The organism is Sphingobacterium sp. UME9 (assembly GCF_014170215.1).
Classification (GTDB): Bacteria; Bacteroidota; Bacteroidia; order Sphingobacteriales; family Sphingobacteriaceae; genus Sphingobacterium; species Sphingobacterium paramultivorum.
The window spans coordinates 37,550-62,865 of the sequence record NZ_LZZP01000001.1 but is presented as its reverse complement, the minus strand read 5'-3'; the positions used below and the strand labels follow the sequence as shown (position 1 = coordinate 62,865).

The 25,316-nt window shown below is 38.9% G+C and carries 18 protein-coding genes, 1 tRNA gene and 1 pseudogene; 11 read left to right on the top strand and 9 right to left on the bottom strand.

The annotated features are described in order from the left end of the window. The first annotated feature begins 61 nt into the window (after positions 1–61). From bamA to A9970_RS00250, 7 genes and pseudogenes are all read left to right on the top strand, one after another. Entirely contained in the window at positions 62–2,626 is a 2,565-nt protein-coding gene (gene bamA / locus A9970_RS00280; protein ID WP_182980917.1) for an outer membrane protein assembly factor BamA, read from the top strand. Between the two features lie 423 nt (positions 2,627–3,049). Further along, positions 3,050–3,583: an OmpH family outer membrane protein gene (locus A9970_RS00275; RefSeq protein ID WP_046671928.1), complete on the top strand. Its 534-nt coding sequence runs from the start codon at positions 3,050–3,052 to the stop codon at positions 3,581–3,583. A gap of 103 nt (positions 3,584–3,686) precedes the next feature. Then, positions 3,687–4,256 (top strand): OmpH family outer membrane protein, encoded by a 570-nt coding sequence (locus tag A9970_RS00270; RefSeq protein WP_153846139.1) that lies wholly within the window; start codon positions 3,687–3,689, stop codon positions 4,254–4,256. Between the two features lie 361 nt (positions 4,257–4,617). After that, on the top strand, positions 4,618–5,292 hold the full coding sequence (locus tag A9970_RS00265; protein ID WP_153846138.1) for a TetR/AcrR family transcriptional regulator: 675 nt from the start codon (positions 4,618–4,620) through the stop codon (positions 5,290–5,292). Positions 5,293–5,484: 192 nt separating this feature from the next. Beyond that, the gene (locus tag A9970_RS00260; RefSeq protein WP_153846137.1) at positions 5,485–6,783 is read left to right on the top strand and encodes a 4Fe-4S dicluster domain-containing protein; all 1,299 of its coding nucleotides are present in this window, start codon (positions 5,485–5,487) and stop codon (positions 6,781–6,783) included. Positions 6,784–6,790: 7 nt separating this feature from the next. Beyond that, positions 6,791–7,585, top strand: a complete 795-nt coding sequence (locus A9970_RS00255; RefSeq protein ID WP_182981007.1) for a (Fe-S)-binding protein — start codon at positions 6,791–6,793, stop codon at positions 7,583–7,585. Positions 7,586–8,013: 428 nt separating this feature from the next. Then, positions 8,014–8,256: pseudogene (locus A9970_RS00250) on the top strand (heterodisulfide reductase-related iron-sulfur binding cluster); the annotation flags it as partial. Positions 8,257–8,469: 213 nt separating this feature from the next. On the opposite strand, the gene A9970_RS00245 reads toward A9970_RS00250, so the two are convergent. Together A9970_RS00245 and A9970_RS00240 are read right to left on the bottom strand one after the other, a co-directional pair. Next, a complete protein-coding gene (locus A9970_RS00245) occupies positions 8,470–8,844 on the bottom strand; it encodes a hypothetical protein (RefSeq protein ID WP_182980916.1) in 375 nt (124 codons plus the stop codon). Between the two features lie 199 nt (positions 8,845–9,043). Next, positions 9,044–9,634, bottom strand: a complete 591-nt coding sequence (locus tag A9970_RS00240; protein WP_153846135.1) for a TIGR00730 family Rossman fold protein — start codon at positions 9,632–9,634, stop codon at positions 9,044–9,046. Positions 9,635–9,917: 283 nt separating this feature from the next. Between A9970_RS00240 and A9970_RS00235 the strand changes: the two genes are divergently transcribed. After that, positions 9,918–12,281, top strand: a complete 2,364-nt coding sequence (locus A9970_RS00235; protein ID WP_182980915.1) for a glycoside hydrolase family 127 protein — start codon at positions 9,918–9,920, stop codon at positions 12,279–12,281. 101 nt (positions 12,282–12,382) lie between these two features. On the opposite strand, the gene A9970_RS00230 is transcribed toward A9970_RS00235, so the two are convergent. Continuing rightward, positions 12,383–14,368 carry a glycoside hydrolase family 97 protein gene (locus A9970_RS00230; protein WP_182980914.1) on the bottom strand — a complete coding sequence of 662 codons (1,986 nt, stop codon included), beginning with the start codon at positions 14,366–14,368 and terminating at the stop codon, positions 12,383–12,385. Between the two features lie 269 nt (positions 14,369–14,637). Here A9970_RS00230 and A9970_RS00225 point away from each other — a divergent pair, with 269 nt between their 5' ends. Continuing rightward, the gene (locus tag A9970_RS00225) at positions 14,638–15,306 is read left to right on the top strand and encodes a DinB family protein (protein WP_182980913.1); all 669 of its coding nucleotides are present in this window, start codon (positions 14,638–14,640) and stop codon (positions 15,304–15,306) included. A gap of 4 nt (positions 15,307–15,310) precedes the next feature. Further along, on the top strand, positions 15,311–15,763 hold the full coding sequence (locus tag A9970_RS00220; protein ID WP_182980912.1) for an SRPBCC domain-containing protein: 453 nt from the start codon (positions 15,311–15,313) through the stop codon (positions 15,761–15,763). 133 nt (positions 15,764–15,896) lie between these two features. On the opposite strand, the gene A9970_RS00215 is transcribed toward A9970_RS00220, so the two are convergent. The 6 genes from A9970_RS00215 to A9970_RS00190 all read right to left on the bottom strand — a co-directional run bounded on the left by A9970_RS00215 (position 15,897) and on the right by A9970_RS00190 (position 22,717). After that, positions 15,897–16,922 (bottom strand): hypothetical protein, encoded by a 1,026-nt coding sequence (locus A9970_RS00215; RefSeq protein WP_182980911.1) that lies wholly within the window; start codon positions 16,920–16,922, stop codon positions 15,897–15,899. Between the two features lie 219 nt (positions 16,923–17,141). Beyond that, positions 17,142–17,456, bottom strand: coding sequence for a hypothetical protein (locus A9970_RS00210; RefSeq protein WP_182332898.1), 315 nt, complete (start codon positions 17,454–17,456; stop codon positions 17,142–17,144). Between the two features lie 665 nt (positions 17,457–18,121). Next, positions 18,122–18,205 (bottom strand) — tRNA-Leu (locus A9970_RS00205). Positions 18,206–18,279: 74 nt separating this feature from the next. Beyond that, positions 18,280–19,158 carry an exopolyphosphatase gene (locus tag A9970_RS00200; protein WP_182980910.1) on the bottom strand — a complete coding sequence of 293 codons (879 nt, stop codon included), beginning with the start codon at positions 19,156–19,158 and terminating at the stop codon, positions 18,280–18,282. Positions 19,159–19,522: 364 nt separating this feature from the next. Then, the gene (locus A9970_RS00195) at positions 19,523–20,065 is read right to left on the bottom strand and encodes a hypothetical protein (RefSeq protein WP_159729053.1); all 543 of its coding nucleotides are present in this window, start codon (positions 20,063–20,065) and stop codon (positions 19,523–19,525) included. A gap of 75 nt (positions 20,066–20,140) precedes the next feature. Continuing rightward, complete coding sequence (locus A9970_RS00190) at positions 20,141–22,717, bottom strand: phosphoenolpyruvate carboxylase (RefSeq protein WP_153846127.1); 2,577 nt, start codon at positions 22,715–22,717, stop codon at positions 20,141–20,143. A 387-nt stretch (positions 22,718–23,104) separates the two neighbouring features. Between A9970_RS00190 and A9970_RS00185 the strand changes: the two genes are divergently transcribed. After that, positions 23,105–25,297, top strand: a complete 2,193-nt coding sequence (locus tag A9970_RS00185) for an FUSC family membrane protein (RefSeq protein WP_220801481.1) — start codon at positions 23,105–23,107, stop codon at positions 25,295–25,297. Positions 25,298–25,316 lie beyond the last annotated feature (19 nt).

Genomic DNA, 25,316 nt, shown 5'->3' with positions numbered 1-25,316 from the left:
TTCTTAATTAACAAAAATTAACAAACGATTGGTGTACTTTAGCGCCAATAATTATAGATAAATGAAGCGTATACTACCCGTAATACTATTTTTTGGCCTCTCATCAATGCAGCTTGTCTACGGACAAGACAAAGGTGCGTTTAATTTAAATGACCCAGAAAAAATCAGCTATCTCAATCCTAAAAACTATGTAATTAGTGCTATTGATATAACTGGAACACAATTTTTAGATAAAAATGTATTAATTACGATCTCTAAATTGTCAGTAGGTCAATATTTGGAAGTTCCAAGTGAGGCGACTGCAAAAGTAGTGAAGGATATGATGGCTCAAGGCCTCTTTGATGATGTCGAATTATGGGCAGATAAAATTGAAGGTGAAAATATATTTTTGACCATCCGTGTAGTAGAACGTCCTCGTTTAACTCGTATTGATATCAATGGTCTAAGTAAAAGCCAGACCGAAGAAGTTCGCAAACGTTTAAATAGCAACACCGGTAAGATTGTCAACGAAAACTTGATGAACACCACACGTGCTACAATCCAACGGTTCTTAAAAGAAAAAGCTTTTTTATATCCGGAGATCACCCTAAAAACGGTGAAAGACTCAGCACAGGCTAATAATGAAATACTTATTGCCGATGTGGATAAGAAACATAAGGTAAGAGTCAAAAAAATGACTTTTACAGGGAATGAACATTTTTCTCAGCAAGAGTTGAGAAAAATGGCCAAGCCAATCAAGCAAAAAATGTGGTACCGTATTTTCGGTCCTGGAAAATTCAAGGAAGAAAAATACAAAGAAGGTAAAGAAAACCTAATCAAGAAAATGGCCGCCAAAGGCTATCGTGATGCGACGCTCTTGAAAGATACGGTTATTCGCGAGGGTGAAAAAAATGTGTTGGTTAACTTTGACATCTATGAAGGTCCTAAATATTATGTAGGTAATATTGTTTGGACAGGTAATGCCAAATATTCTGACACCTTGCTGAATAAAATTTTAGGTGTCAAACGTGGTGATGTCTTTTCTGAAGAAAAGTTAAATGCCAAATTGTTAGGTGGTGGCCGAAATGCGGATGACATCTCTTCAATCTATATGAACGATGGTTATCTTACGTTCTCAGTAGACCCTGAACAAACGCGTATTTACAACGATACAATCGATTTGAATTTACGTGTATATGAAGGTGCTCAATATACCATCAATAACGTTATTGTTAAAGGTAATGATGTAACCAACGACCGTGTTGTATTACGTTCTATTTATACAAAACCTGGTCAAAAATTCTCAAAAGAACAAATTATGCGCAGTGTGCGTGAAATTGCGCAGTTGGGAAATTTTGATGAACAAAAAACAAACCCAGTACCGACAAATTTAAATTATGCGGATGGTACAGTGGACATTGTTTATAATGTTACTGAAAAACCTTCGGATCAGGTCGAGCTTTCGGGTGGTTATGGTGCCGGTCAGATCATCGGAACGTTGGGTTTAACATTTAACAACTTCTCTACCAGCAATTTCTTTGACAAAAGTTCCTGGAAACCGCTACCACGTGGAGATGGACAGAAGTTGAGTGTCCGTGGTCAAACTTCGGGTAAACGTTATCAATCGTATAGTTTCTCTTTCTCCGAGCCTTGGTTGGGTGGTAAAAAACCAATTTATTTTGGTTTGAGCGCCTATACCTCGAGTTCATCATATGGTGGATTTAACTACTATACCGGCGAGCAAATTGTTAAGGATTCCGAGTTGAACCGTATTTGGATGACTGGTATTACCGCAACATTAGGTAAACGCTTACAATGGCCAGACAACTGGTTCCAGGCAAATACATCCTTGTCATTCCAACGTTATAAGCTTCAGAACTATGGAAATTACTTCCTATTTGATAATGGTACAGCCTATAACATCAACTTGACGCAAGAGTTTAGCCGTAATTCGATCGATGCTCCTATCTATCCTACTTCAGGTTCAAACATCAAATTCTCGGTGCAATTGACGCCTCCATATTCATTGTTCAACAACATTGATTATAAAAATGGTTCGGCTCAGGAACGTTACCGTTGGACAGAATACCACAAATGGAAATTTGACTCGCAATGGTACGCAAAAATCGTTGGTAAACTTGTTTTCAAAGCACAAGCTCAATTTGGTTTCTTGGGTAAATACTCCAACAAAACTGAAATATCGACTTTCGAGCGTTTCAAAGTAGGTGGGGATGGTATGCAAGGGTTTGATTACCTACAAGGATCTGAAATTGTCGCATTACGTGGTTATGCAAATGGTGTAATCATTCCTGAAGGAACACAAAATGTGAATGTGGCACGAAATTCAGGTAGTCCAATCTATACGAAATATCAAATGGAATTACGTCACCCGGTGATGTTAAATGATCAGGCAACAGTGTACGTATTGGCTTTCGCTGAAGCGGCAAATACCTGGAACAAGTTCACAGAATACAATCCATTTAAAGTACGTCGTTCTGCAGGTGTTGGTGCCCGTATCTTCTTACCTATCTTCGGTATGCTAGGAATAGATTACGGCCATGCATTCGACCCTATCCCGGGCTTACCAAGCAGTACATGGAAACAAAACTTTACATTTAGTATCATGCAAAATATGGGTGGATTCTAATCTTTGTTGATCCAATCATATCGAAATAAAATAAAAAGCTATCGCAAGAAATTGTAGATAGCTTTTTTGTTTTAAGATTGTTTTCCAGTAAATCATGTATTTTCTTTCATTTCCACCTGATCTGATTCAATGCGAAATCACCCGAAATATCTTATAAATTTTCTTATATTGAGTGCAGTTATGATCATCGAAAAAAAGAGGCCATAGGCAGCACTCAGGGAACTAGCATTGGAGCATTCGTCAACAAGTTAAATAGTGTTAAACCCGAGAAATATCTATTAGATTGCTTCTTTTTTCTTATTTTTGAGCCGTAAATTTACGTAGAGCGGTTTTCTTGAATTAAACTTTTGGGATTATCCGAAGTCATAAGGTAAATTAGTGTTAAATAATAAAAAGTATAGTCTATAAAAACTTACAGGAAATATGAAAAAAATATTGTTAGTTATAGCTTTTGTAGTCGTGAGTGCTACAGCGACATTTGCCCAACAACTTGCATATGCTGATTCAGAATATATCCTAAAACATATTCCTGAATATACGACTGCACAGAAACAGTTAGATGACCTATCTAAGCAATGGCAGGAAGAAGTGGATCAGAAATATGCTGAGATTGAAAAACTATATCAGGCTTATCAAAAGGACCAGGTTTTATTAAATGAAGATATGCGTCGTCGCCGTGAGGATGAAATCGTGACAAGAGAAAAAGAAGTAAAAGACTATCAGAAACAAAAGTTTGGATTTGAAGGTGACCTTTTTAAAAGACGTACTCAATTGATGAAGCCTATTCAAGACCGTGTAGCAAAAGCTATCCAAGATGTTGCTTCTGCGCAGGGAATTGATTTTATTATGGACAAGGGCAATGAGTCTACTTTTCTCTATGCCAATCCAAAATTGAATAAAAGTAATGATGTCATTACAAAATTAGGATATAAACCTAATCCGAGTCTTGCAAACTAAGCGGGAGTTTATTATCATTGTGGACACAAATAATAATAGTAGTAATTAATTAGAAAACTAAAAGATTGCCATAAAGATGGCTCATTAGATTAAAATGAAAAGCATGAAAAATTTATTAAAGGGTGCGGTTGCTTTAGTGGCAGTATTTTTCTCAACTCAATTCGCAAATGCGCAACAAAAGATTGGTCATATCAATTTTGCTGAAATTATTCAGTCTACATCTGAATTTAAAGCAGCTGAAGGGCAATTGAAGACATTGAGTGATGGTAAAACCAAAGAAATTCAAGATATGGTTACCATTTATCAAACAAAACAAAAAGAAGCAAACGATAAATTGCGTAACAGAAGTGAAGCAAATAAAGAAACTGTTGATCCAGAAATCAACAAAATAGGTCAAGAATTACAAGATATTCAGGCTCGTATTCAAACAGCACAACAAGCTGCTCAAGAAGACTTGAACAAAAAAGAAGAAGAATTAATTGCACCTATACATAGAAAAGTTGGCGATGCTGTCAATGTTGTATCTAAAGAAAAAGGTATGGCTTATGTATTTGATATTTCAAGCACAAATATTCCTTATTTCCAAGGTGGAGAAGATTTAACTGCTGCTGTAAAAACAAAATTAGGTATTTCAGCTACAGCTGCTCCTGCTGCTGCTCCAGCAAGAAAATAAGCTAGCATACAAGGCAATAAAAAAGGGATTATCTATATAGATAATCCCTTTTTTATTGCCTATCTATTTTCCCAAAGGTAAGTGAATCGCAATCAGCGTACACCGCCGACAGCACCAAATACGCTCCAGTTCTACAGCCAAAAGAATAAGGTAAACTCAAAAGCTTATCGAATCAGTCAAATTATAGTGTAAATAAAAATCTGCTGCTTGATTTTCTTGCATTTACCAGCTAAATTGTAGATATTGGTTCGGAAAACAAACATATCTACCCTAATGAAAACTTCATGGTCCCAAATTTGTTCATTAACTGACGAATGTAAGGTACTCAGGAAAGCTTCGTCGTTAAAATGATTTTATTCGCATGAAAAAGAAAGTAATTGAGGATAACCCTAAAAAAGAAAGAAAGGTAACTTCCGGTCCTATACGCGACAAGGAACGCACCAAGGCGCGAATGATCGCTGCTGTCGGAAAGGTAATTCAGAAAAAAGGATACCATGCATTGAATGGCCCTAATATTGCTTTGGAATGTGGACTGAACAAAGCATTAATATGGAATTATTTTGGCGGTCTCGATCAACTGGTGGAAGCTTATCTGACACAAAAAGATTTTTGGCAAATCGGAGATAAGGGCGTATTGGAACAAATGATCACAAATCCCGGTTCCATCAGCGTTTCCTTGATAGAAGAATTGCTTAATTCTCAATTTAACACCTTTTTGAAGGATAAGACGAAGCAAAAAGTGATTCATTGGGGACTGGGCGAAAAGACAAAAGCGCTTAAAAATATAGCCGACAGAAGAGAATTGCTCGGCGAAGAACTATTTAAGCATGTCGATTCAAAATTCGAAAACTCCGAAAACGACCTTAGAGCGACATTGGCGATTTTAGTCAGTTCAATTTATTATTTGAGCCTTCAGGCAAAATCTACCGGAAGTACCTTTTGTGGTATTGATGTAAATACCGAAGCAGGAAAAGAACGAATTCAAAAAACAATGCGTAAAATATTAGAACAGACATTTTCTGATGTTGAGCTATAGTCTACTCAGATATAACTAGAGAAAACGTCCAAGAAGAATAATTTCTTCTTGGACGTTTTTCATTACAACCTATACTTACCATTAGAAATTTCCAATAAATTATCACCTTAGGTCTCTATTTTTGATTTATTTTTACTATGTTAGCATAACAAAATAATATAGTATATTTGTTTATAACCAAGATCCAGGCATATGATAGGTCAACTAATATTTGCGGTTTGTTTCGCTGTGGCATTGTTCCTTTTTAGCAAAAATGCACAACAGATTTATCGTAATATCAAGCTGGGTAGACCGGCAGATCGTTCGGATAGATCCCCAGAGCGTTGGAAAATGATGCTCCTCGTCGCCTTTGGACAAAAGAAAATGTTCAAGCGAATTTTCCCCGCAGTCCTACATTTATTTGTATACCTCGGATTTGTCATCATCAATATTGAGATGTTGGAGATTGTCATAGACGGTCTTTTTGGTACACATCGTATCTTTTCATTTTTAGGGAGTTTTTATAATTTCCTAATTGGGGCATTTGAATGGCTCGCGCTGGGTGTACTGGTATCCTGTGTCATCTTTTTAATTCGGAGAAATATCGCTAAAGTAGCTCGCTTAAATAGTGTAGAATTGAAACATTGGCCCAAGACGGATGCAAATATTATTTTAATCACAGAGATTCTTTTAATGTCGGCTTTCCTGCTGATGAACGCTTCTGATCTTAAATTGCAGCTCTATGGCTTCGCACATTTTAAATCGGTAGGTTCCTTTCCAGTAAGCCACCATCTTCTTCCATACCTTCCAACTTCGACGGAGGCCTTATTTTTAATAGAGCGGTCTTGTTGGTGGTTTCATATCCTAGGTGTACTTGCCTTCTTGAACTACCTCCCCTATTCCAAGCATCTTCATATTATTTTGGCTTTTCCGAACACCTATTTTTCTAATCTGAACGCAAAAGGCAAACTATCCAATATGCCAGCTGTGACCAATGAGGTTAAGGCAATGCTTGATCCGAGTTTCACCCCACCTCCAGCAGATGCAAATGCACGTTTTGGAGCCAAAGATGTTCAGGATTTAACCTGGAAGAGCCTATTGGATGCATACACCTGTACTGAATGTGGACGTTGTACATCTTCTTGCCCCGCAAATATAACGGGAAAGCTGCTGTCTCCACGAAAAATTATGATGGATACACGGGATCGCCTCACTGAAGTCGGTACGAATATCAAAACAAATGGAAGCTTTCAGGATGACGGAAAATCTTTAATTGACACGTATATCAGTCGAGAAGAGTTATGGGCCTGTACAAGCTGTAATGCATGTGTAGAACAATGCCCAGTCAATATTAATCCACTGGATATTATTATTGAACTTCGTCGCTTTGCTGTTATGGAAGAATCACAAGCTCCTGCGAGTATTAACAATATGTTTGGAAATATTGAGAACAATGGTGCCCCATGGAAATATGCGCAATTGGACCGCGCCAATTGGACTCAACAACAATAGTTTTATGATGGAAAATGAATTAAAAGTTCCCACAGTTGCTGAACTGTTGGCCAAAGGAGAAACTCCTGATATACTATTTTGGGTAGGTTGTGCAGGGAGTTTTGACGAACGTGCACAGAAAATTACGCGCGATATCTGCAGAATATTACAACATGTTGGTTTAAAATATGCCATCTTAGGTACAGAAGAGAGTTGTACGGGTGATCCTGCCAAAAGAAGTGGAAACGAATTTCTATTTCAAATGCAGGCCATGATGAACATCGAAGTACTCAATGGCTATGAAATCAAGAAAATAGTAACGGCTTGCCCACACTGTTTCAATACATTGAAAAATGAGTATCCATCCCTAGGTGGCAACTATGAGGTCATTCATCATACACAATTGATCCAAAACCTGATCGATGAAGGAAAATTAAAACCAGCGGATAACAACATATTCAAAGGAAAGAAGATAACGTATCATGATCCCTGTTATCTTGGTCGTGCAAATGAGGTCTATGAGGCACCGAGAAAAGTATTGGAAAGCTTGGATGCCCAGCTGATCGAACTGAAACGTTGTAAGAGCAATGGACTTTGCTGCGGTGCTGGGGGCGGACAAATGTTCAAAGAACCCGAGCCTGGAGCAAAAGACATTAACATCGAACGTATCGAAGAAGTCATCGATGCAAAGCCACACGTTGTCGCTGCAGCATGTCCTTTCTGTATGACGATGTTAAAAGATGGCGTAAAAATAAAAGAAAAAGAATCAGAGATTGAGGTGTTGGACATTGCCGAAATAACTGCCCGAGCAAATCAATTGTAAATTACTTTAATTACGAAATAAAAGAGGCCCGATCGTATGATCGGGCCTTTTGTGTAGGGAGAAGAATATCTCCTGTTCACGCTTAAATTAGGGGAATCCCAAAGCCGGTTAAAATATAGGGGATTCCCCCGAATCGAAGATCAGCGCCGTATTTATGCTGATCAAACAACTCTAACATCTAGCCATAACAAAGGTATCACCTCTAGTTCAATTCATTGTTGTTCATTTCTTCTAAAATGTTGTTCAAAAATTAACCATTGAAAAAAAATGATATTTATTTCCAGCCATTCAACTAAGTAACAAACCTAAAAGCACCTTTCTCGTCGCCTTAGATAGCACCTGCTTTATCTCATAAGTGGTCATTCGATCGCTCATTACAATAGATTTATAATTCTGTCTGCCTTTTCCTTGCCATTAAGCCTATAAGTTGTAAGAGCAATGAACTTTGCTGTGGTGCTGGGGGCGGACAAATGTTCAAAGAACCAGAGTCCGGAGCAAAAGACATTAACATCGAACGTATCGAGGAGCATCGATGCAAAGCCACACGTTGTCGTTGCAGCATGTCCTTTCTGTATGACGATGTTAAAAGATGGCGTGAAAACAAAAGAAAAAGAATCTGAGATTGAAGTGTGGACATTGCGGAAATCACTGCCCGAGCAAATCGATTGTAAATTACATTAATTACGAAATAAAAAGAGGCCCGATCGGATGATCGGGCCTTTTGTGTAGGGAGAAGAATATCTCCTATCCACGCTTAAATTAGGGGAATCCCAAAGCCGGTTAAAATATAGGGGATTCCCCCGAATCGAAGATCAGCGCTGTATTTATGCTGATCAAACAACTCTAACATCTAGCCATAACAAAGGTATCACCTCTAGTTCAATTCATTGTTGTTCATTTCTTCTAAAATGTTGTTCAAAAATTAACCATTGAAAAAAATGATACTTAGGCCCTTTTCCCGTGGCGGCTATATCAACGCCATTACGCTGCGCGCTGATATAGCCGCCACGGGAATAGATATCCGGAGATATACCATTATGCAGTTCCTCCCGAAATGTACCACTGCTGTTTCGGGTAGCACTTTCATTGAGGTTGAGTACCACTTGATCCCTAAAAATCTCGCTGTTCACCACTTGAATATGCTGTGGTATATTTAACAATGAGGCTTCTAGCCGCAATGCTTCCGACAGTTGTTTCGGATTATATCTTTTGTAATACTTCGAACTAATTTCGACTTCGTCAATTCTGAACGATTTCATGATATCCTGAGATACTGTTTGAGCAATAAGCCCAAACGGAGAAATGATAAAAATACAGGCTAAAAAACCCCGAGATTGTAACATATGGAGGAATAAGAAATTCTGTTACAAATCTCTAAATCGAAATTAAAAAGCGATAAGAATGCTATTAGTCAGAAATAAGAGCGGGATTAAGATGACATAAGAATTTATTGAAGTCCTAAATTTCATCCTTCTCAATCCATTTTGGAACCAGTGGTGCTTCATACTGTTGCATCTTCTCGATCAGCTCTTCAATCGTATCAGCGACCAATAACATTGCTCGATTTTCCTGCTTAAGAAGCCCCTCTTCGACCATGTGATCAATAAATTGAATTAGATGATTATAAAATCCATTGATATTTAATAAACCAACTGGCTTTTTATGTAAACCCAATTGAGCCCATGTAATCATTTCAAAAAGTTCTTCCAATGTGCCAAAACCGCCCGGCAGTGCAATAACCCCTTCAGCATAATCATTCATAATTCGTTTACGATCATGCATGGTATCAACAGTAATCAGTTTTGTTACGCCCGTGTGCTCTCTTTCTTTCGAATTCAAAAAATCGGGAATCACACCTATTACTTCACCTCCGTGCGCAAGAGCTCCATTCGCAACAGCCCCCATTAGGCCGACCCTTCCACCACCATAAACCAAACGGATACCATATTCAGCCAAAACCTTTCCCACATAGGAGGCTTGCTCTTCATACACGGCCGAATTCCCTAAACTGGAAGCACAAAAAATAACAATACTATTAACTTTCTTCATATACAAGTATAGTTAAAAATAAACGGATCAGCTTTTTTATTGCGATCTTACCAGCAGGCCAACATTTCCCCTCCATACACACGAAATAAAAAACACACTAATTATCAGATCAATACAACTTAAAACTATCCATCCTTTTTCTCTCGCAGAGATAAATGTAAAAAAAACACTTAAAATAAATAACACATTTAATATCTTTGATTTACCGGTCTTTTTTATACATAACGGCTAACCAGACAAGCTCATCAGATCTTGTTAATAACAAATGATAATTTCAGTCCATATGATCTTCAAAAACAAATTTTTGCACAGTGCTCTCTTAAGCTTATTTAGTCTGGCGCTATCTGCTCAAACAACTCCGCAATTAAATTATTTCGATTTAAGAGATGTAAGGTTGTTACCTGGAGTTTTTAAACATGCTGAAGACCTGGACATCATTTATTTATTGGAAATGGACCCGGACCGATTGTTGGCTCCATTTTTACGCGAAGCCAATTTACCGCTTAAAAAAGACTCTTATACCAATTGGGAAAATACAGGATTAGATGGCCATATCGGAGGTCATTATCTATCTGCGCTTGCTCATATGTATGCCGCTACAGGAGATCTTCGCATCAAGGAACGCCTGGATTACATGCTGGCCAACTTGAAACGTTGCCAGGAAGCAAATGCAAACGGATACATTGGCGGGGTACCTGGGGGTAAAATTAGTTGGACAGAGATTCAACAAGGCCGGATCAACGCCGGTAGCTTTAACTTGAATGGAAAATGGGTACCGCTATATAATATACACAAAACCTATGCTGGCCTGCGAGATGCCTACTTGTTGACAGGCAATGAATCTGCGAAAGACATGCTTATTCAGATGACTGATTGGGCGCTTAAGTTGGTTGGTCAACTTTCCGAAGCTCAAATACAGGAGATGTTACGAAGTGAACACGGTGGACTGAACGAAACCTTTGCTGATGTCGCTGCAATTACCCAAAATCAAACTTATCTGGAGCTGGCTCGTAAATTCAGTCATCAATCCATACTTGAGCCCTTATTAGCGCATAAAGATCATTTAACAGGATTGCACGCAAATACGCAAATTCCAAAAGTTCTCGGTTTTAAACGCATCGCTGACCTTTCCCACAACGAAAAATGGGCTGAGGCTGTTCGGTACTTTTGGGATAATGTTGTCGAACATCGCTCGATTGCTATTGGTGGAAATAGTGTGAGTGAGCATTTTAACCCAACGGACGATTTTTCAAAGATGTTATATAGCATTGAGGGACCTGAAACCTGCAATACGTACAATATGTTACGGCTCACAAAAATGCTCTACCAAACTGATCCGCAAGGAAAATACCTCGATTTTTATGAACGTGCTCTTTACAACCACATCTTATCGACACAACATCCCGAACATGGTGGATTAGTTTATTTCACACAAATCCGTCCGGGGCATTATCGCGTTTATTCACAAACACAGACAAGTATGTGGTGCTGCGTTGGATCGGGGATGGAAAACCACGCCAAATATGGTGAAATGATCTATGCACAACGCAACAATGACTTATTCGTCAATTTGTTTATTCCTTCACGCTTGGACTGGAAAGCGAAAAACACCGAAGTCATTCAAGAAACGAGCTTTCCGACAGAAGCCAACACAAGCATTCGAATCAACCCAAAAAAACCGACTTCATTCAGCTTGTTTATTCGTAAACCCAACTGGCTGACCACAGCTCCGCATGTATTGATCAATGGAAAGTCCTACCACAATTTCAGTTCAACGAATGAGCATATCCAAATCAAACGTACATGGCAAAAGGGTGATATCGTCAGTCTTGAATTGCCTATGGGGATACATACTGAGCAGTTGCCTGATAAAAGCAATTATTATAGTATTTTATATGGACCTCTTGTTTTGGGTGCCCGTACTGGACAGGAAGATCTTTTGGGACTTCAGGCCGATGACAGCCGAATGGGGCACATTGCATCGGGAAAACAAATCCCTTTACGTGATCTCCCAATTCTTAAAGCTGAACCGAACAATATTCCGACACTTGTAAAACCAATAGCATCAAAGCCCTTACACTTTACGCTCTCAGACCTTTATTTGGGAAAAAAAGGTATTCAAATGGAACTAGAACCCTTTTTCGGTATTCATGATTCCCGTTATATGATCTATTGGCCTCAAGCAACAGAAAAGGAGCTAGAGGCGTTACAGGAGAAAATGAACAGTGATGAAATAGAAAGCTTAGCGCTAGCTGCCAAAACAGTCGATAAGGTCGTCGCTGGAGAGCAACAGCCGGAATCAGATCACTTTTTTCACGAGCAAAATAGCAATGCTGGGGCATTCGGCGATACACGCTGGCGCGATACAAAAGACTGGTTTAGTTATGTGATGAAAATAACGCCCGAGACCCAACTGATAGCAATCAAATTGCTGGCAGACAACTCATCAAGGGTAACAGAGGTTATGGTCGATGGTAAAACCATCAGCACACTGGAAGACAAGGACGAGAAGCCAACCATTAAAACAATACGTATAAAGCTTCCCAATGATGGTACAGGTAAAACCAAAATAGAACTAAAAATTAAGGCCGGGGCAGGATCTACAAGTCACAAGATCCTAGAAATCCGGACTCTTCGTCCTGACTAATGGATCTGTGCGGTAGCTTCCATTAGTCAAGATTGATTCACTTAGCCTGGAGTAATTCAGTTTATCAAGAATGATTCAGTTCGTCAGAAGAGCGCTGTTATTTATTTTCCGATTAAAACAATCGCGCCATCAGGTTGCAATGTCAATTTGATGGTCTTTGTTTTGGAAAGTCGAATTTGTTTCTGTTTTGATTCCCGGGCGATGTTATCGTCGATTAGCTGTACCGCATCCGTACTCAACATGGGCAAATTCACCGATACAGTCTTTTCTTTGCCCTCGGCATTTATACCCGCTATATACCATGTATCACTCTTTCTCCGGGCAAGTATGACATATTTACCTGGATAACCATCAATAAAAATTGTTTCATCCCAGGTTGTAGGTACCTGTTTCATAAAATCAATCACATGGGTTGGCATTTCCTGTAAATTATTGGGTGTCAATCCAAAATTTTGCACTGGAGTCTGAAATAAAATCGCGGTTGCCAATTGAAATGTTTCTGTCGTTTTGCGAATAGTACCACCGTTATTCTCACGGTTATGACGTTTGTTCAGCAAAACCGGACCAAAATCCATTGCCGCCACGGCATTGCGAATAAATGGATGTAAAGTCGCATTAAAAGCCTCCGTATCATTTGCATGTTGTGTGAAAATCAAGTTTTCGGAAGCCAATACAGCTTCACTACCCACGAAATTCGGATACATACGCTCCCAACCCCGCGGTAAAGTACATCCATGAAATATAACTGTTAACCCATAATCATTTGCATCTGAAAGAATATCTTCGTAAAGCTTAAGTGTTTCCTGTTTATCACCTCCAAAAAAATCAACTTTGATTCCTTTAATGCCCACACGCTGCATCCATTGCATCTCGGCTTTGCGTGCGATCGAAGTATTCATTTTATTTTTTGGTGTTTGCGGTGCGTCGTTCCAGAATCCGTTCGAATTGTACCACAGGCAAATACCTACACCCCGCTCCTTTCCATAAGCCACCAATTGTTCAATTTTTTCATGACCGATCTTTGTATCCCACCAATTGTCGATCAATACAAATTCATAACCCATTGAAGCTGACAAATCAATAAACTTCTTTTGGTCTTCAAAATTAATACTACCATCCTGCCATTCCAGCCAACTCCACGTTGCCCGTCCGAATTCGTATTTCTTCGACGCCGGATATTGCGGCTCTACAACATCAAAAGGAATGGTCGTCTCCACAATGGGTTTTAGATTGCTCCCGATAGTCAGTGTGCGCCAAGGTGTATAACCGGGTAATGAAATTGTGGGAGCTGCACGTCCAATGCCATTGTTCTCCCCTTCTTCCGGGAAAGCAATACTATAAAGGCCATCCTTCGTACCTTCGCTTAACTTGGATGCACAATATGCGCTTGATACACCCGTTTCCGAAACAAGTACCCATCCACGATCCCCAACATGAAAGAGCGCAGGAAAAGTATATCCAACACCATACTTCGAAGGTACCCCTAAGGCCTGATCTGCCTGATACTCCTCTTCATAACTTGGTTTTGTTTTCATCCAGCCTATCATCGGGGAAGCTTGGGCTGTTAAAAATGTTGTTGTAATGAGTGGAAATTTAAAACCACTCTCCTCCTTTATTAATGCAAAATTGGCCGGCTCGCCTACCTGAGGCACATAATATCGGAAGGCTATATTGCTGTTGCTAACACGGAAAGTAACCTCAATCTGTTGCTTTGAAGCATTCTCCAACAAATAACGCAATTCATTCGCTTTATACGCTACCTGACTGCGTTTGATTTTTGACTCGTTATAATTGGTCGAAATTTCAGCTCTTTTTTCTGCTACTGGATGCAAATTATCACTTAAATTTATCGTCTTGCTTTGAAGCCCAAGCGGAGAAGCTTCCAACATCGTTTTCCCTTCCAGTTCAACCTCATAAAATAGATTGCCATTTTTCAGATCCAACTTAACGGTCAAAGTTCCATCAGGACTAGATACCGATGTCTGCTGCGCTACAGCAATTGTGCCCAATAAAGATACGATACATACCAAAACATAAGGTTTTAATGGTAAACGTCCAAAATAGCGCGTATAATTGTGATTTAACATAGATTAACTCAAATAGTAGGTTAGTTATTACGTTAAAGATAAGGTTTTATTTTAATAAATGTACAAAAAACACTTATTATACAATACGTCCCTTATCCAGCAATTGATGCCACTATCTAAGGAATTATTACCTTCTGATTAGGGAGCCGGCCTCCCCACCTTTTCTTGCCTTATGGAAAGATATAGAAAACAAAAATGTGTTATAATTGTAAAGAAGTAGTGACATTTATTTTTACGATTTTAATACGTATCAAACTATGAATCTAATTATGAACATGATAGCAATTGCAAGTATAGCAACTGCTTCCTTAGCTCCATTGTCAGCTAAATCACGATTATTGCTCGAGCAAAAGAACGAAAACATTGCGCTGATATTAAAAAAACAGCGCTTAAAACGTAATTATGTGGGAACCGACTCGCTATTACAATACTTTAATCAAACAACTGCGGAACTTGAAAAGCAGGTTGCGGGTTTAAGCGAAGCGCAGCTCCAATTTAAACCAGCGCCTGACAAATGGTCCATCAGTCAATGCCTTGAACATATCATTCGTTCAGAACGAATGATATTTGACATGGCAAAAAAAGGCCTGGATCAAGATCCACAACCTGAAAGGCGGAAAGAGATCAAGATGACCGACGACAATCTCAAGAATGCACTCACAGACAGGAGTCACAAATATCAGGCACCAAAGGAACTCCAACCGGAGGGGATTTATAAAAATGTGAAAACAGCACTCGCTGATTTCAATGCCGCGCGTCAGCCAGTACTTGATTATATCAAAAAAGCTGATGCGGAAGATCTTAGAAATCATGTCAGCGACTCCCCAACCGGTCCAATTGATGGTTACCAAGCCCTGATGTTTATTGCTGCACATTGTGCACGTCATACCAAACAGATCGCTGAAATAAAAGCCGATCCCAATTTTCCAAAACAATAGAAAGATGAAAAAATTGACCTATCAAATTAAGATTGATGCTCCTGTGTCGCGGGTTTTTAAAACAATGCTCGATAAAGAAACGTACAAACAATGGACCAGTGCGTTCAATCCGAGTTCTGATTTCGAAGGCGGTTGGGAAAAGGGACAAAGAATTCATTTTACCGGCGTCAATGAAAATGGTGAAAAAGGCGGAATGGTAGCAGAGATTGCTGAATATATTCCAAATTCATATGTATCTATTCGCCACCTTGGCATCTTAGATAAGGGCCAGGAAATTTTATCCGGACCAACTGTTGAAGATTGGGCAGGAGCGTTAGAAAACTATTCTTTTTCAGCCATCGAGGGACAAACATTATTGAAAGTGGATGTTGATACAAACGACGAATACATCGATTACTTTAATGAAGCTTGGCCAGATGCTTTGCAACGGCTAAAGGAAATCAGTGAAACGGAATAAGTAAAATACGCCTACGTATTTAATAGCTTTGCGATATCAATACACAGGTCAGCAGCTTGTCGGTTAAATACAAAAACGGCATCTAGCTTTAGATGCCGTTTTTGTATTTAACCGATGCCGTTTTTTCGCTCGTTTACTTTTGTTTTTTAACCCTAATATCGAATATATTATAATACTTTAAGGTACTATAATCTTTCAGACTCATGAAGTCATAAGTAAGTGGATAATTAAAGATATTTTCCGTCTGACTCACATAAAGGAGCATATCGCGGAGTGCTGTCCCAATAGCCTGGGCTCCTTTTGGATACTGAATAAAACTGTTCTTCCCGCCACCACGATAGTAGATCAGCAGATTACTACAATCCAGAACTTTGGTATCTATGTCATCCAGCGCTTTCTTTTCCAATATTTTGTCTATCGCTGTATTGAGCCTTGCCCGTGTTGAATCAGTTTCTCCCATCAGAATCATATGAGTACCATAAGTCACCGAAGCAAGCACATAAGGAGAATAGCCGGCTTTGGTTAATGCCTCTACTTCCGATGTTGGATAAGCTTCATAATACTCCGTATAATCAATATATATTGTAAGCTTATTGATATTGCCTATCCGAAGTGTACTATTGGGTTTACTGATCGTCGTTGAATCTGCATGTCTCACAAGGGATAGGGCCTTTTTTACATCCTTCGAATTACCAAGAAATCCCTGTATTTCGGCGTAATCTTCAAAAGTACTGGAGGAGAAATTCATGCTGCTCGCCTGTTTCGATTTTTCGAACTTATTGGCATAAGCAAGGCCATTCGCATAGCTGGGTTCAAAGAACCCCATATCTACAGAGAAATCGTTATCAGACAAAAAATGGAATTTAACTTTTTTTGCTTTTGCTTCCAGGCTTTCTAGCTGGGGACCTTCAAGGGTATCTTTGAGGCTCCAAAGTCCACCCAGAAAAACCTTTTCATCAATATAGTCATCAGCGAACAGTTTATTCATCTGAAACTCTACTTTTCGAATTTCATACTTATCTGGAGGAACTGTGGGTTCATTTTTGGTGGTATCTGTAGGCACCACCTCTGGAGGCTCTACCTTTTGCTCGATGGGATCTTTTGTACAACTTAGCCATATCAGTGAGCTAAGAAGAAGTAAAAAATTTCTAGTGTGCATATTGAAGTTCTTCGGTTTCAAATTCCGTTATCATTAAAAACAGGGATCACTCGCACTTTTTTATCTGATAAATTAAATATAATAATCGAAGATAACATTTTTTTTCATCAGTCCAAAACAAAAAAGCGGGGTTTTAACCCCGCTTAGAATTAATCTTTTGTAACACCGTGAAAATGCAGAAGCCTCTCAGCTGGTTGAAGTCAAGAGCGATCGACTGCATTAAACACCCCAAAAAGCTCTACACGCTCTAAAGAACGATCCACAACCGCCACTCGTATAGGTGTCTGAAGTATGTGTACCGACCAATTGTGCCGTATCATAGTCATAAAAACTCAATACAAAAACACAATGCGTTAATTGGCCTTTGCTTTCTTTGACCTCTTCGGTGACCTTCACGAGGGTGTTCGTTTTAGGAAGGCGGTAAGTCATTGTTTTGACATTGACATTTTCTTTCGGAGCCTTTTCTGTTGTCTTTGCAGAAGCCACTGTAGATAGTAGCACAACTGCCATCAAACTCATCATTAATTTTTTCATTGTTTCCATTTTTTTTGTTAAACCATAACATGCTTTTGAAGCAGGTCTTTATTTTATGGAAGTAAAAATAGAAACGCCTTTAACTAATTTTACGGTGATTTATTATTTGTTGTGGTCCATTCGTTATTCGTGGTTGTTAGTCTATTATTCGTAATACGACTGTTTGTACTGTATAGGTTAATCGTGACAGCAAGTCTTATTTTTATACATTGCATGTCTCTAGCATTATTTGTATTTTTAGGGGTCTGATTCAAAATAAACTACAGTTCAGCAGCCCAATTATTGCAGCATCGGACAAATTCGTTAACAATGCCCAAATATACTAGCGCAAATGGGGTTAAAAAATTAGAATAGCGAACCGTAAACATTGCTTTTTATAAGAAAATGGAAAATAATAGAGAAAGCAGAAAGTATTTACCTGTGGTGGTAATGGCGCTAACTGGTCTCCCGGAAAACCTATCTATACAAGATAAACACCACGAGCAAATTACAGAATAGCTTCTTATAAGACTTAGGTCATAAACTTAGAACCGGCCCCGGTGTAAATTTTTATCCAAATAAACCAATAAGGCTTTATTATTATCAAATTTATCATATGCCTTGGATGTGAGATATATTTTTGTTCATAAAAAAAGGAGACTACTATTGACTAGTGTCTCCTTAAGTGCCCAGGAGCAGATTCGAACTGCCACGCCCATGCGAGCGCCACCCCCTCAAGATGGTGCGTCTACCAATTTCGCCACCTGGGCTCATATTCACCTTTGGTATCACAAAAATAAAGATTTTTCGCTCTTTTACAAGTCGAAAATCGCTTTTTACAGCATTATTTTACTAAATTCCTATTGATCAAGGTTCTAATTACACCGTCGACAAGTCCAACCCTTGGAACAATGATTTGTTTTAGACGGCCATACTTCATAATCGTCAGGAAAATTTCACTCGCAGGTATAATTACGTCCGCACGATCTTCGTTTAACCCCAATAAAATAATGCGCTCTTTTAAAGAAAAGGAAGATAAATGCTCATATACCGCTTTTAATTTGGCATAGGATAATGGTTTATCCAGCTTCTCATTGGAGAGGCGTGCAAGCTTATTAATATTACCACCAGTACCTATCCCAACAACTTGCTTATACATATGCGTATTGCTACGTACCCATTCCTTCAATTCATCCCAGGTTTCTGCCTTATCCTGATTGTCCAAAATACGAATCGTACCCAAGTTGAAAGACTTAGAATTAACCAAAACACCATTGGCGAATAACGATAATTCAGTGCTACCGCCACCAACATCAATGTAAAGGTAAACTTTGTCCTTTTCCATCTTATTATCCCAATGGCTATTGTAAATAATCTCAGCCTCCTTTGCCCCTTCGATAATGTCGATGTTTATACCGTTTTTCTTGACCTCCGCAACAATGTCAGCCCCATTTCGCGCATCACGCATGGCCGACGTCGCACAGGCCATATAATCCTCCACGTGATAAACATCCATCAACTCCCGAAAAGCCTTCATCGTTTTGATCAAACTCTCGGCTTTCCTTGGTGAAATTTCCTGATGAATAAACGCGTCATCTCCCAAACGGAGTGGAACACGTAACAGTGTATTTTTCTTAAAATTATATTGGTCTTTCTGTCCTATAATGTCAGCTATCAAAAGACGGACTGCATTGGAGCCTATATCTATTGCGGCGTATCTCACTTTATATACGATTTCATTAAATTACGCTAAAATAAACACAGTTATTAAAAACTATGTTATACAAATGTTAAGTTATCATTAATTTAACAAATAACAAACGATTATTACAAGGAATTCTTGCGTACACAACACCTGATATTGTCGTAAAACAACTAAAATTCCTGTTGATCAAAAATATGAACTCATTTCCCGACAAAATCATCTCGCTGACAATCAACTGACTCAGGATACAACTAGCGCATACCATCGAAACGCAGTACCTAGCACAATTCCATACAGAAAATCCATTATTGCCAGCAAAAACTCATAAAAAAAGGAATATTCATTTTAATGAATACTCCTTTCCTTCTATTTATCTTATTTCTTAGTGATGGTGTTCTTCAACTTTACCGCCAGCTAATTTGTAGATCTCTTCCACTTTTTTCAAAGACTCCTCCGAAAGGTGAATAACATCCTTGTTTGTATTGTGTTCTTCATGAGACAATCTTGTATTGATCTCACCTTGTTTTTTAACCACAAGTGCTAAAAATGCTTTATCGTTGAACGCCGCTGTGCTGTCCGAACCAACTGAAGCTGGAACTTGAAATGCAGGCACACCACGTTGCGCCTCGCCAACATGCAATTCTTTTGCTAAATTGTCCAATTCTGGTAACACTGTTGCGTAAGCCTCTTTAATCTTTGCGGCTACATTTTTCACCTCTGTTGAGGTAGATTGTTTTGCAGCTACATCGGCAAGATTTACCAAGTAGTTTCCATTTTCGCCAACGAATTTAATCATTGCGAAGGCATCACCATCCGCTAAGGATGCATTAGAGTATTGACGCTGTCTATCTGCAGCTGTTTGACCACAAGATGCAAATAATGTACCCGCACAAGCCGCAACAATAAATAACTTATTAATCTTCATATCAATTTTGTTAACTATACAAAAGTAGATAAAATATATGTTCTCCGAAACCCTATCCGTGAAAAGAAAGAAAAATTACGCAACATTTCTTCCGGCATTCACCACGCCAAAGATTGTACGCGCTATTAACTTCGAATAATCTTCACGTTGCGCATCAGTCAGCTGATCCGAATTCAATGCACGAATCGCAAAATGTTGTATAACTAATAACGGTAATACAATCCCCTCGCGCGCTAAAATAGACTCACGGTCCACAGGATAGTTCTCCATCAATTTTGAGGTTCCGCTCAGTTTTAACAAATATTCTTTTGTTATCTGATACTCGGCATACAAAGTTTTCCAAAAATCACCATAGATAGGATCATCTTTCATGTATGCTGTAATATCAAAGTTTGACTTTGTCATCGACATCATACAGTTGTCGATCAATGTCTGGAAAAATCCCGATGAAACATATAATTGCTGTACGTCCTTCCAGAGGTTATTTTTTTCAGCCCATTGCAATGCTGTTCCGACACCATAAAATCCAGGAATATTTTGTTTCAGCTGGCTCCATGAAGTTACAAAGCTAATCGCCCGCAGGTCTTCCAGTCGCAATTCACGGCCTGAGTTACGTTTTACAGGTCTACTTGAAATATTGATCGAGGATAACGCTTTCAATGGCGACATCGTCTCCAAATATGGTAAAAACAATTCATTCGTGCGTAGATCCATAAACTTATGATGACTCAACTCAGCTAGCTTATCAATGATCTCCTGTTGATGCTTGGTTAAAGTATCGCCCACACGTTGTTTTAAATCTGAAATAATACCGGCATGCAAAAGTTGCTCAATATTAAACCGCGCTGTATCTAAAGATCCGTACTGGCTACTGATTGTCTGTCCCTGAATCGTCAATTGAATATGATCGTTGGCAATCTCCTTACCCATAGATGCGTAAAAACGTTGCGTTTTACCACCACCACGTGCTGGAGGCCCACCGCGGCCATCAAAGAAGACCAAATCGACATCGTATTCGCGTGATATCGCCGTAAGTTCGATTTTCGCACGATAGATCGACCAGTTCGCCATCAGATATCCACCGTCTTTGGTACTATCTGAATAACCCAACATAATCGTCTGTTTGTTTCCTCTTCGTTTCAAATGTGCCTTGTACTCCTTATTACTATACAAGGTTTTCATCACGTCCGCTGCTCTCGTCAAGTCATCAACGGTCTCAAACAAGGGCACAAAATCGATCGTTAAAGCATCCTTCTTCCATCCGGACCATAAAAATAATTGACGCAGTCCCAAAATATCACTTGCTTGCTGGCAATTACTGATGATAAAGCGTTGTGCAGCTCGCTCAGAACCGGAACGTTGAATCTCCTTTAATAATTTTATCACGCCCGAAGTATCTTTCGTTAACGGATCCGCATCCTCTCCCACCGTTAAATCAAGTTCTTTGAATTTTAATGCTTTTTGCTTATCATTTTCACTAAGCTCCAGATAATCCAATGGCATTCCAGTCTTTTCCTGGTTGTGCTGAATCAGATAATTGGTAGCCTCACGTAATATGCGGCTGTCTTGTCTGATATCCAATGTGGTAAAGAAACAACCAAAAGTCATCACTTTACGGAGTAGATCATCAACGATCTCTACAAAAAGTCCATTGTGATATTCCTCCAAAACATTTTTGATTGCTTTTAGATTCGTGATAATATTATCGGTTTCGTCTGCAGGATGCTCGACCGGATTAAAACTATTTTCGTAGAACAATGTCTGCAGATTTTCCATATACTCCTCCACACCTCTAAATGTGATGCGTCGTCTAACGATACGGAAATCTCTATAGTAACATCTAAACAAGATAGTACGTAGCAATGCGGCAACTTTCTTGGTGCTATCAACACTTACGTTAGGATTCCCGTCTCGGTCACCTCCCGGCCAAAAGCCAAGCTCAATCAATTGTTTTACCTCTTCGGTATCGACATCCAATTCATCATCAATGAACGACTGAATCTCCGATGCCACTTTATAAAACACGTTTTCCAAAAACCAAGCTAAGCTCGCAGCCTCATCAACTGGAGTCGGTTTATTTTTATTGATGAAAGGTGTTTTACCCAATTGCTGTAACAGCAGGTGGATACTATGAATATCGTTGGTCTTGATTGCATCGATCAGGTCGTTGATAATACCCAATACCGGTCCCGGATAAAATTGAGTAGGATGTGCAGTCAATACAAGACGTACAGAAAAATCCTTCAATTTTGACACAATCTTACGGCGCATATCTTCGTTACCTTCGGCGTTTTTAATTAATGCCCCTAAGACATTTTCATCATCGCCACGACCCACCATCTGAAATGACGAATCTTCGATCGCATCAAATAAAACAACCTGACGCTCTATATATTGAACAAATCGAAATAACAAATCAATACGTTGCTCTTCCGAAGAAAATTCCTCATGCTGATCGAAGAAACTCTTTATAATCTCATCAGGAGTTAAATGCTGATCCACACCCTTTTCACATTGCTTTGCAAAAAATGGTAATAAAGTACCGGTATCTTTAACACGTTGAAATGGCAATGTTAAAAACAAACTTTTGAAAAGCTCAAAGCGTGTCAATACCTCGTCCTGAAAGACGGCTTCATTTTTACTTTGCTTCATATTTAAATCTTTGAAAGTGGTCAAGAGAGTTTAGGTGACTCTTGAAATTTTGTAATGTCTCTGAAATTACCCTATGGCCCCAAATATAACAATATTATATCTAAACAAATAAAAAAGTATAAATTAATCAAAAAAACAATTGAAATTTTATAAACATACTAACAAATTTTAGTAATTTTTCATTTTTAACACATTAACATAGTACAATATGGAAACGACCAGTGTCGATCCCCTAGCTCATAAAGCCCCGCTACAAAATGGACCTATCTTGTTCAGACAAGAACCAACCAACTATTTCGCTATCATCAGTACGAAAAAGAGCAAACATAGCAGAACAATTGTTTTTAATATGAAAAGCAATTTATCTAAGTTTGTACTATACACATTATGAAACAGACACAAGAAATAAAAAGTTTTTTCTATAGCCAATATTTTGCGGATGGACTCCGAATTACCATCGGATGTATTGTGCCTGTCCTAATCTTCGCAACCATCGGGCAATTTACCAATGGAACCATTGTTTCTCTAGGAGCACTATTGGTAGGCCTATCCGATACACCCGGAGCACCTAGCCATAGAAGGAAAGGTATGATTGCCGGTGCGATATTGACTACTTTAACTTTTATTTTAACCAATATAGTTAATCAAAATGTATATCTATTGGCAATTTTTATCGGCGTAGCCTGCTTTATATTTGCCATGTTTGCGGTTTTCAATGGAAGAGCCGCCAACGTCGGTCTCATGTGCATCCTGATGATGTTGATCCATGTGCAGATTCACTACCCTCTTGCAGAGGCCATCAACTATTTAGGTTTCTATACTTTAGGTGGTTTATGGTATATCGCCATTAGTCTTTCCATCACCCAAGCACGTCCTTACAGGCTGGCCGAACAGGAACTATCAGAAACAATTCGCTATGTTGCTGATTACATCCGGCTAAAAGCTAATTTTTACGATGCTAAAATTGATAATGATAAAAACTACCTCAAACTAATCGACAAACAAGTTGAAGTCAATCAGCATCAGGAAAACCTACGGGATGTATTATTTCAAAGTAAACGATCGATTAAAGACACCACAAAGGTAGGACGTTATTTAACCCTCGTTTTCAACGATATTGTCGATCTCTTTGAACAAAGTATGGCGGCGCACTATGATTACAATACCATTAGCGAACGCTTTGGACCTACTGGCATTTTGGAAGACTTCAAAAATGTGATTTTAAAATATACCAATGAGCTTGACAATTTAGCCTACCAGCTTAATACAAATACACAGCCAAAACCATTGTACGATTTCGACTCGGACCTCAGTCGTCTTCACACTAAAATTGATCAACTAGATAAAAATCAACAATACAGCACATTTGCTTTACGCAAGGTGTTGATCAATTTACGTGATCTGGTTCGCCGGATCAAAAATATCTATGGTTACTCGCATCTACAACCTGACGATGTCAAACGAAAAGAAATTGACGACGCAAAACGCTTTGTTCAAAGCTCTGCAATTGATTTTAAAAAGTTTCGCGAAAATCTTACTCTAAAATCCACCATCTTTCGACATGCCTGCCGTATGGCAATTGTCATGTCGGTCACCTATTACGTGTTTGAGGTCACCAATATCACCAATAATGTATACTGGATCCTCCTAACCATCATGGTTATCCTAAAACCTGGCTTCGGACTCACAAAGGAGAGAAATATCCAGCGTCTCATCGGTACAACAATAGGTGGACTCATCGGAGCCCTCATCCTGTTAACCATACATGACCCAACTATACTATTTGTTCTCTTGGTATTCTTTTTTCTGACGGCATATAGTTTATTCCGCGTCAACTATGTTATTGCCGTACTTTTTATGACACCTTATGTATTAATAATGCTGAGCTTCGTCAGCGCCAATACCCTGGACGTCACGAAAGAACGAATATTGGACACCTTTATCGGGGGCATGATTGCATTCTTATCCAGTTATATTATTTTTCCAAATTGGGAAAGCATGCAAGTCAAGGAATCCATGCGAAAGCTACTCATTGCCAACTACAATTACATCTTTCAGGCATTGAAAGAAATTGCAGGCCAAGCGCCTTCCATCACCGATTACAAACTAACCCGCAAGGCAGTCTACGTTGAAACAGCCAATATGGGTTCGACGTTCCAGCGCATGCTTACCGAACCCAAGAAACGTCAAAAATATAGTAAGGAAGTCAATAAATTCGTCATATTCAACCATATTTTAGCTTCTTTTTCGGTGACATTAATGAACCATCTCGATGAAATGGACAATAATTATATCAATAAGGACCATGTCCGGACAATCCGAAAAATATTAAGCTCCTTGGAGCAGTCCATTCAGCTGCTACATTCTGACGATAGCGTCAATGCATTTATTCCTTTGGCGATCGAAATTCCCAACGACCAATTTGATAATACAGATGTCAGTTCGGTTGATGGGCAGCTATTGACCGAACAGCTGGACTTCCTCAATAAAATTTCACAGGACCTGCATAAAATAGTTCAGGACCTTCATGCTAAAAGCACAGCAGTGTCAGAAAATGAACTGTCTAAAGCTTTAAGCTGATTTATTCTTTAAAATTCTC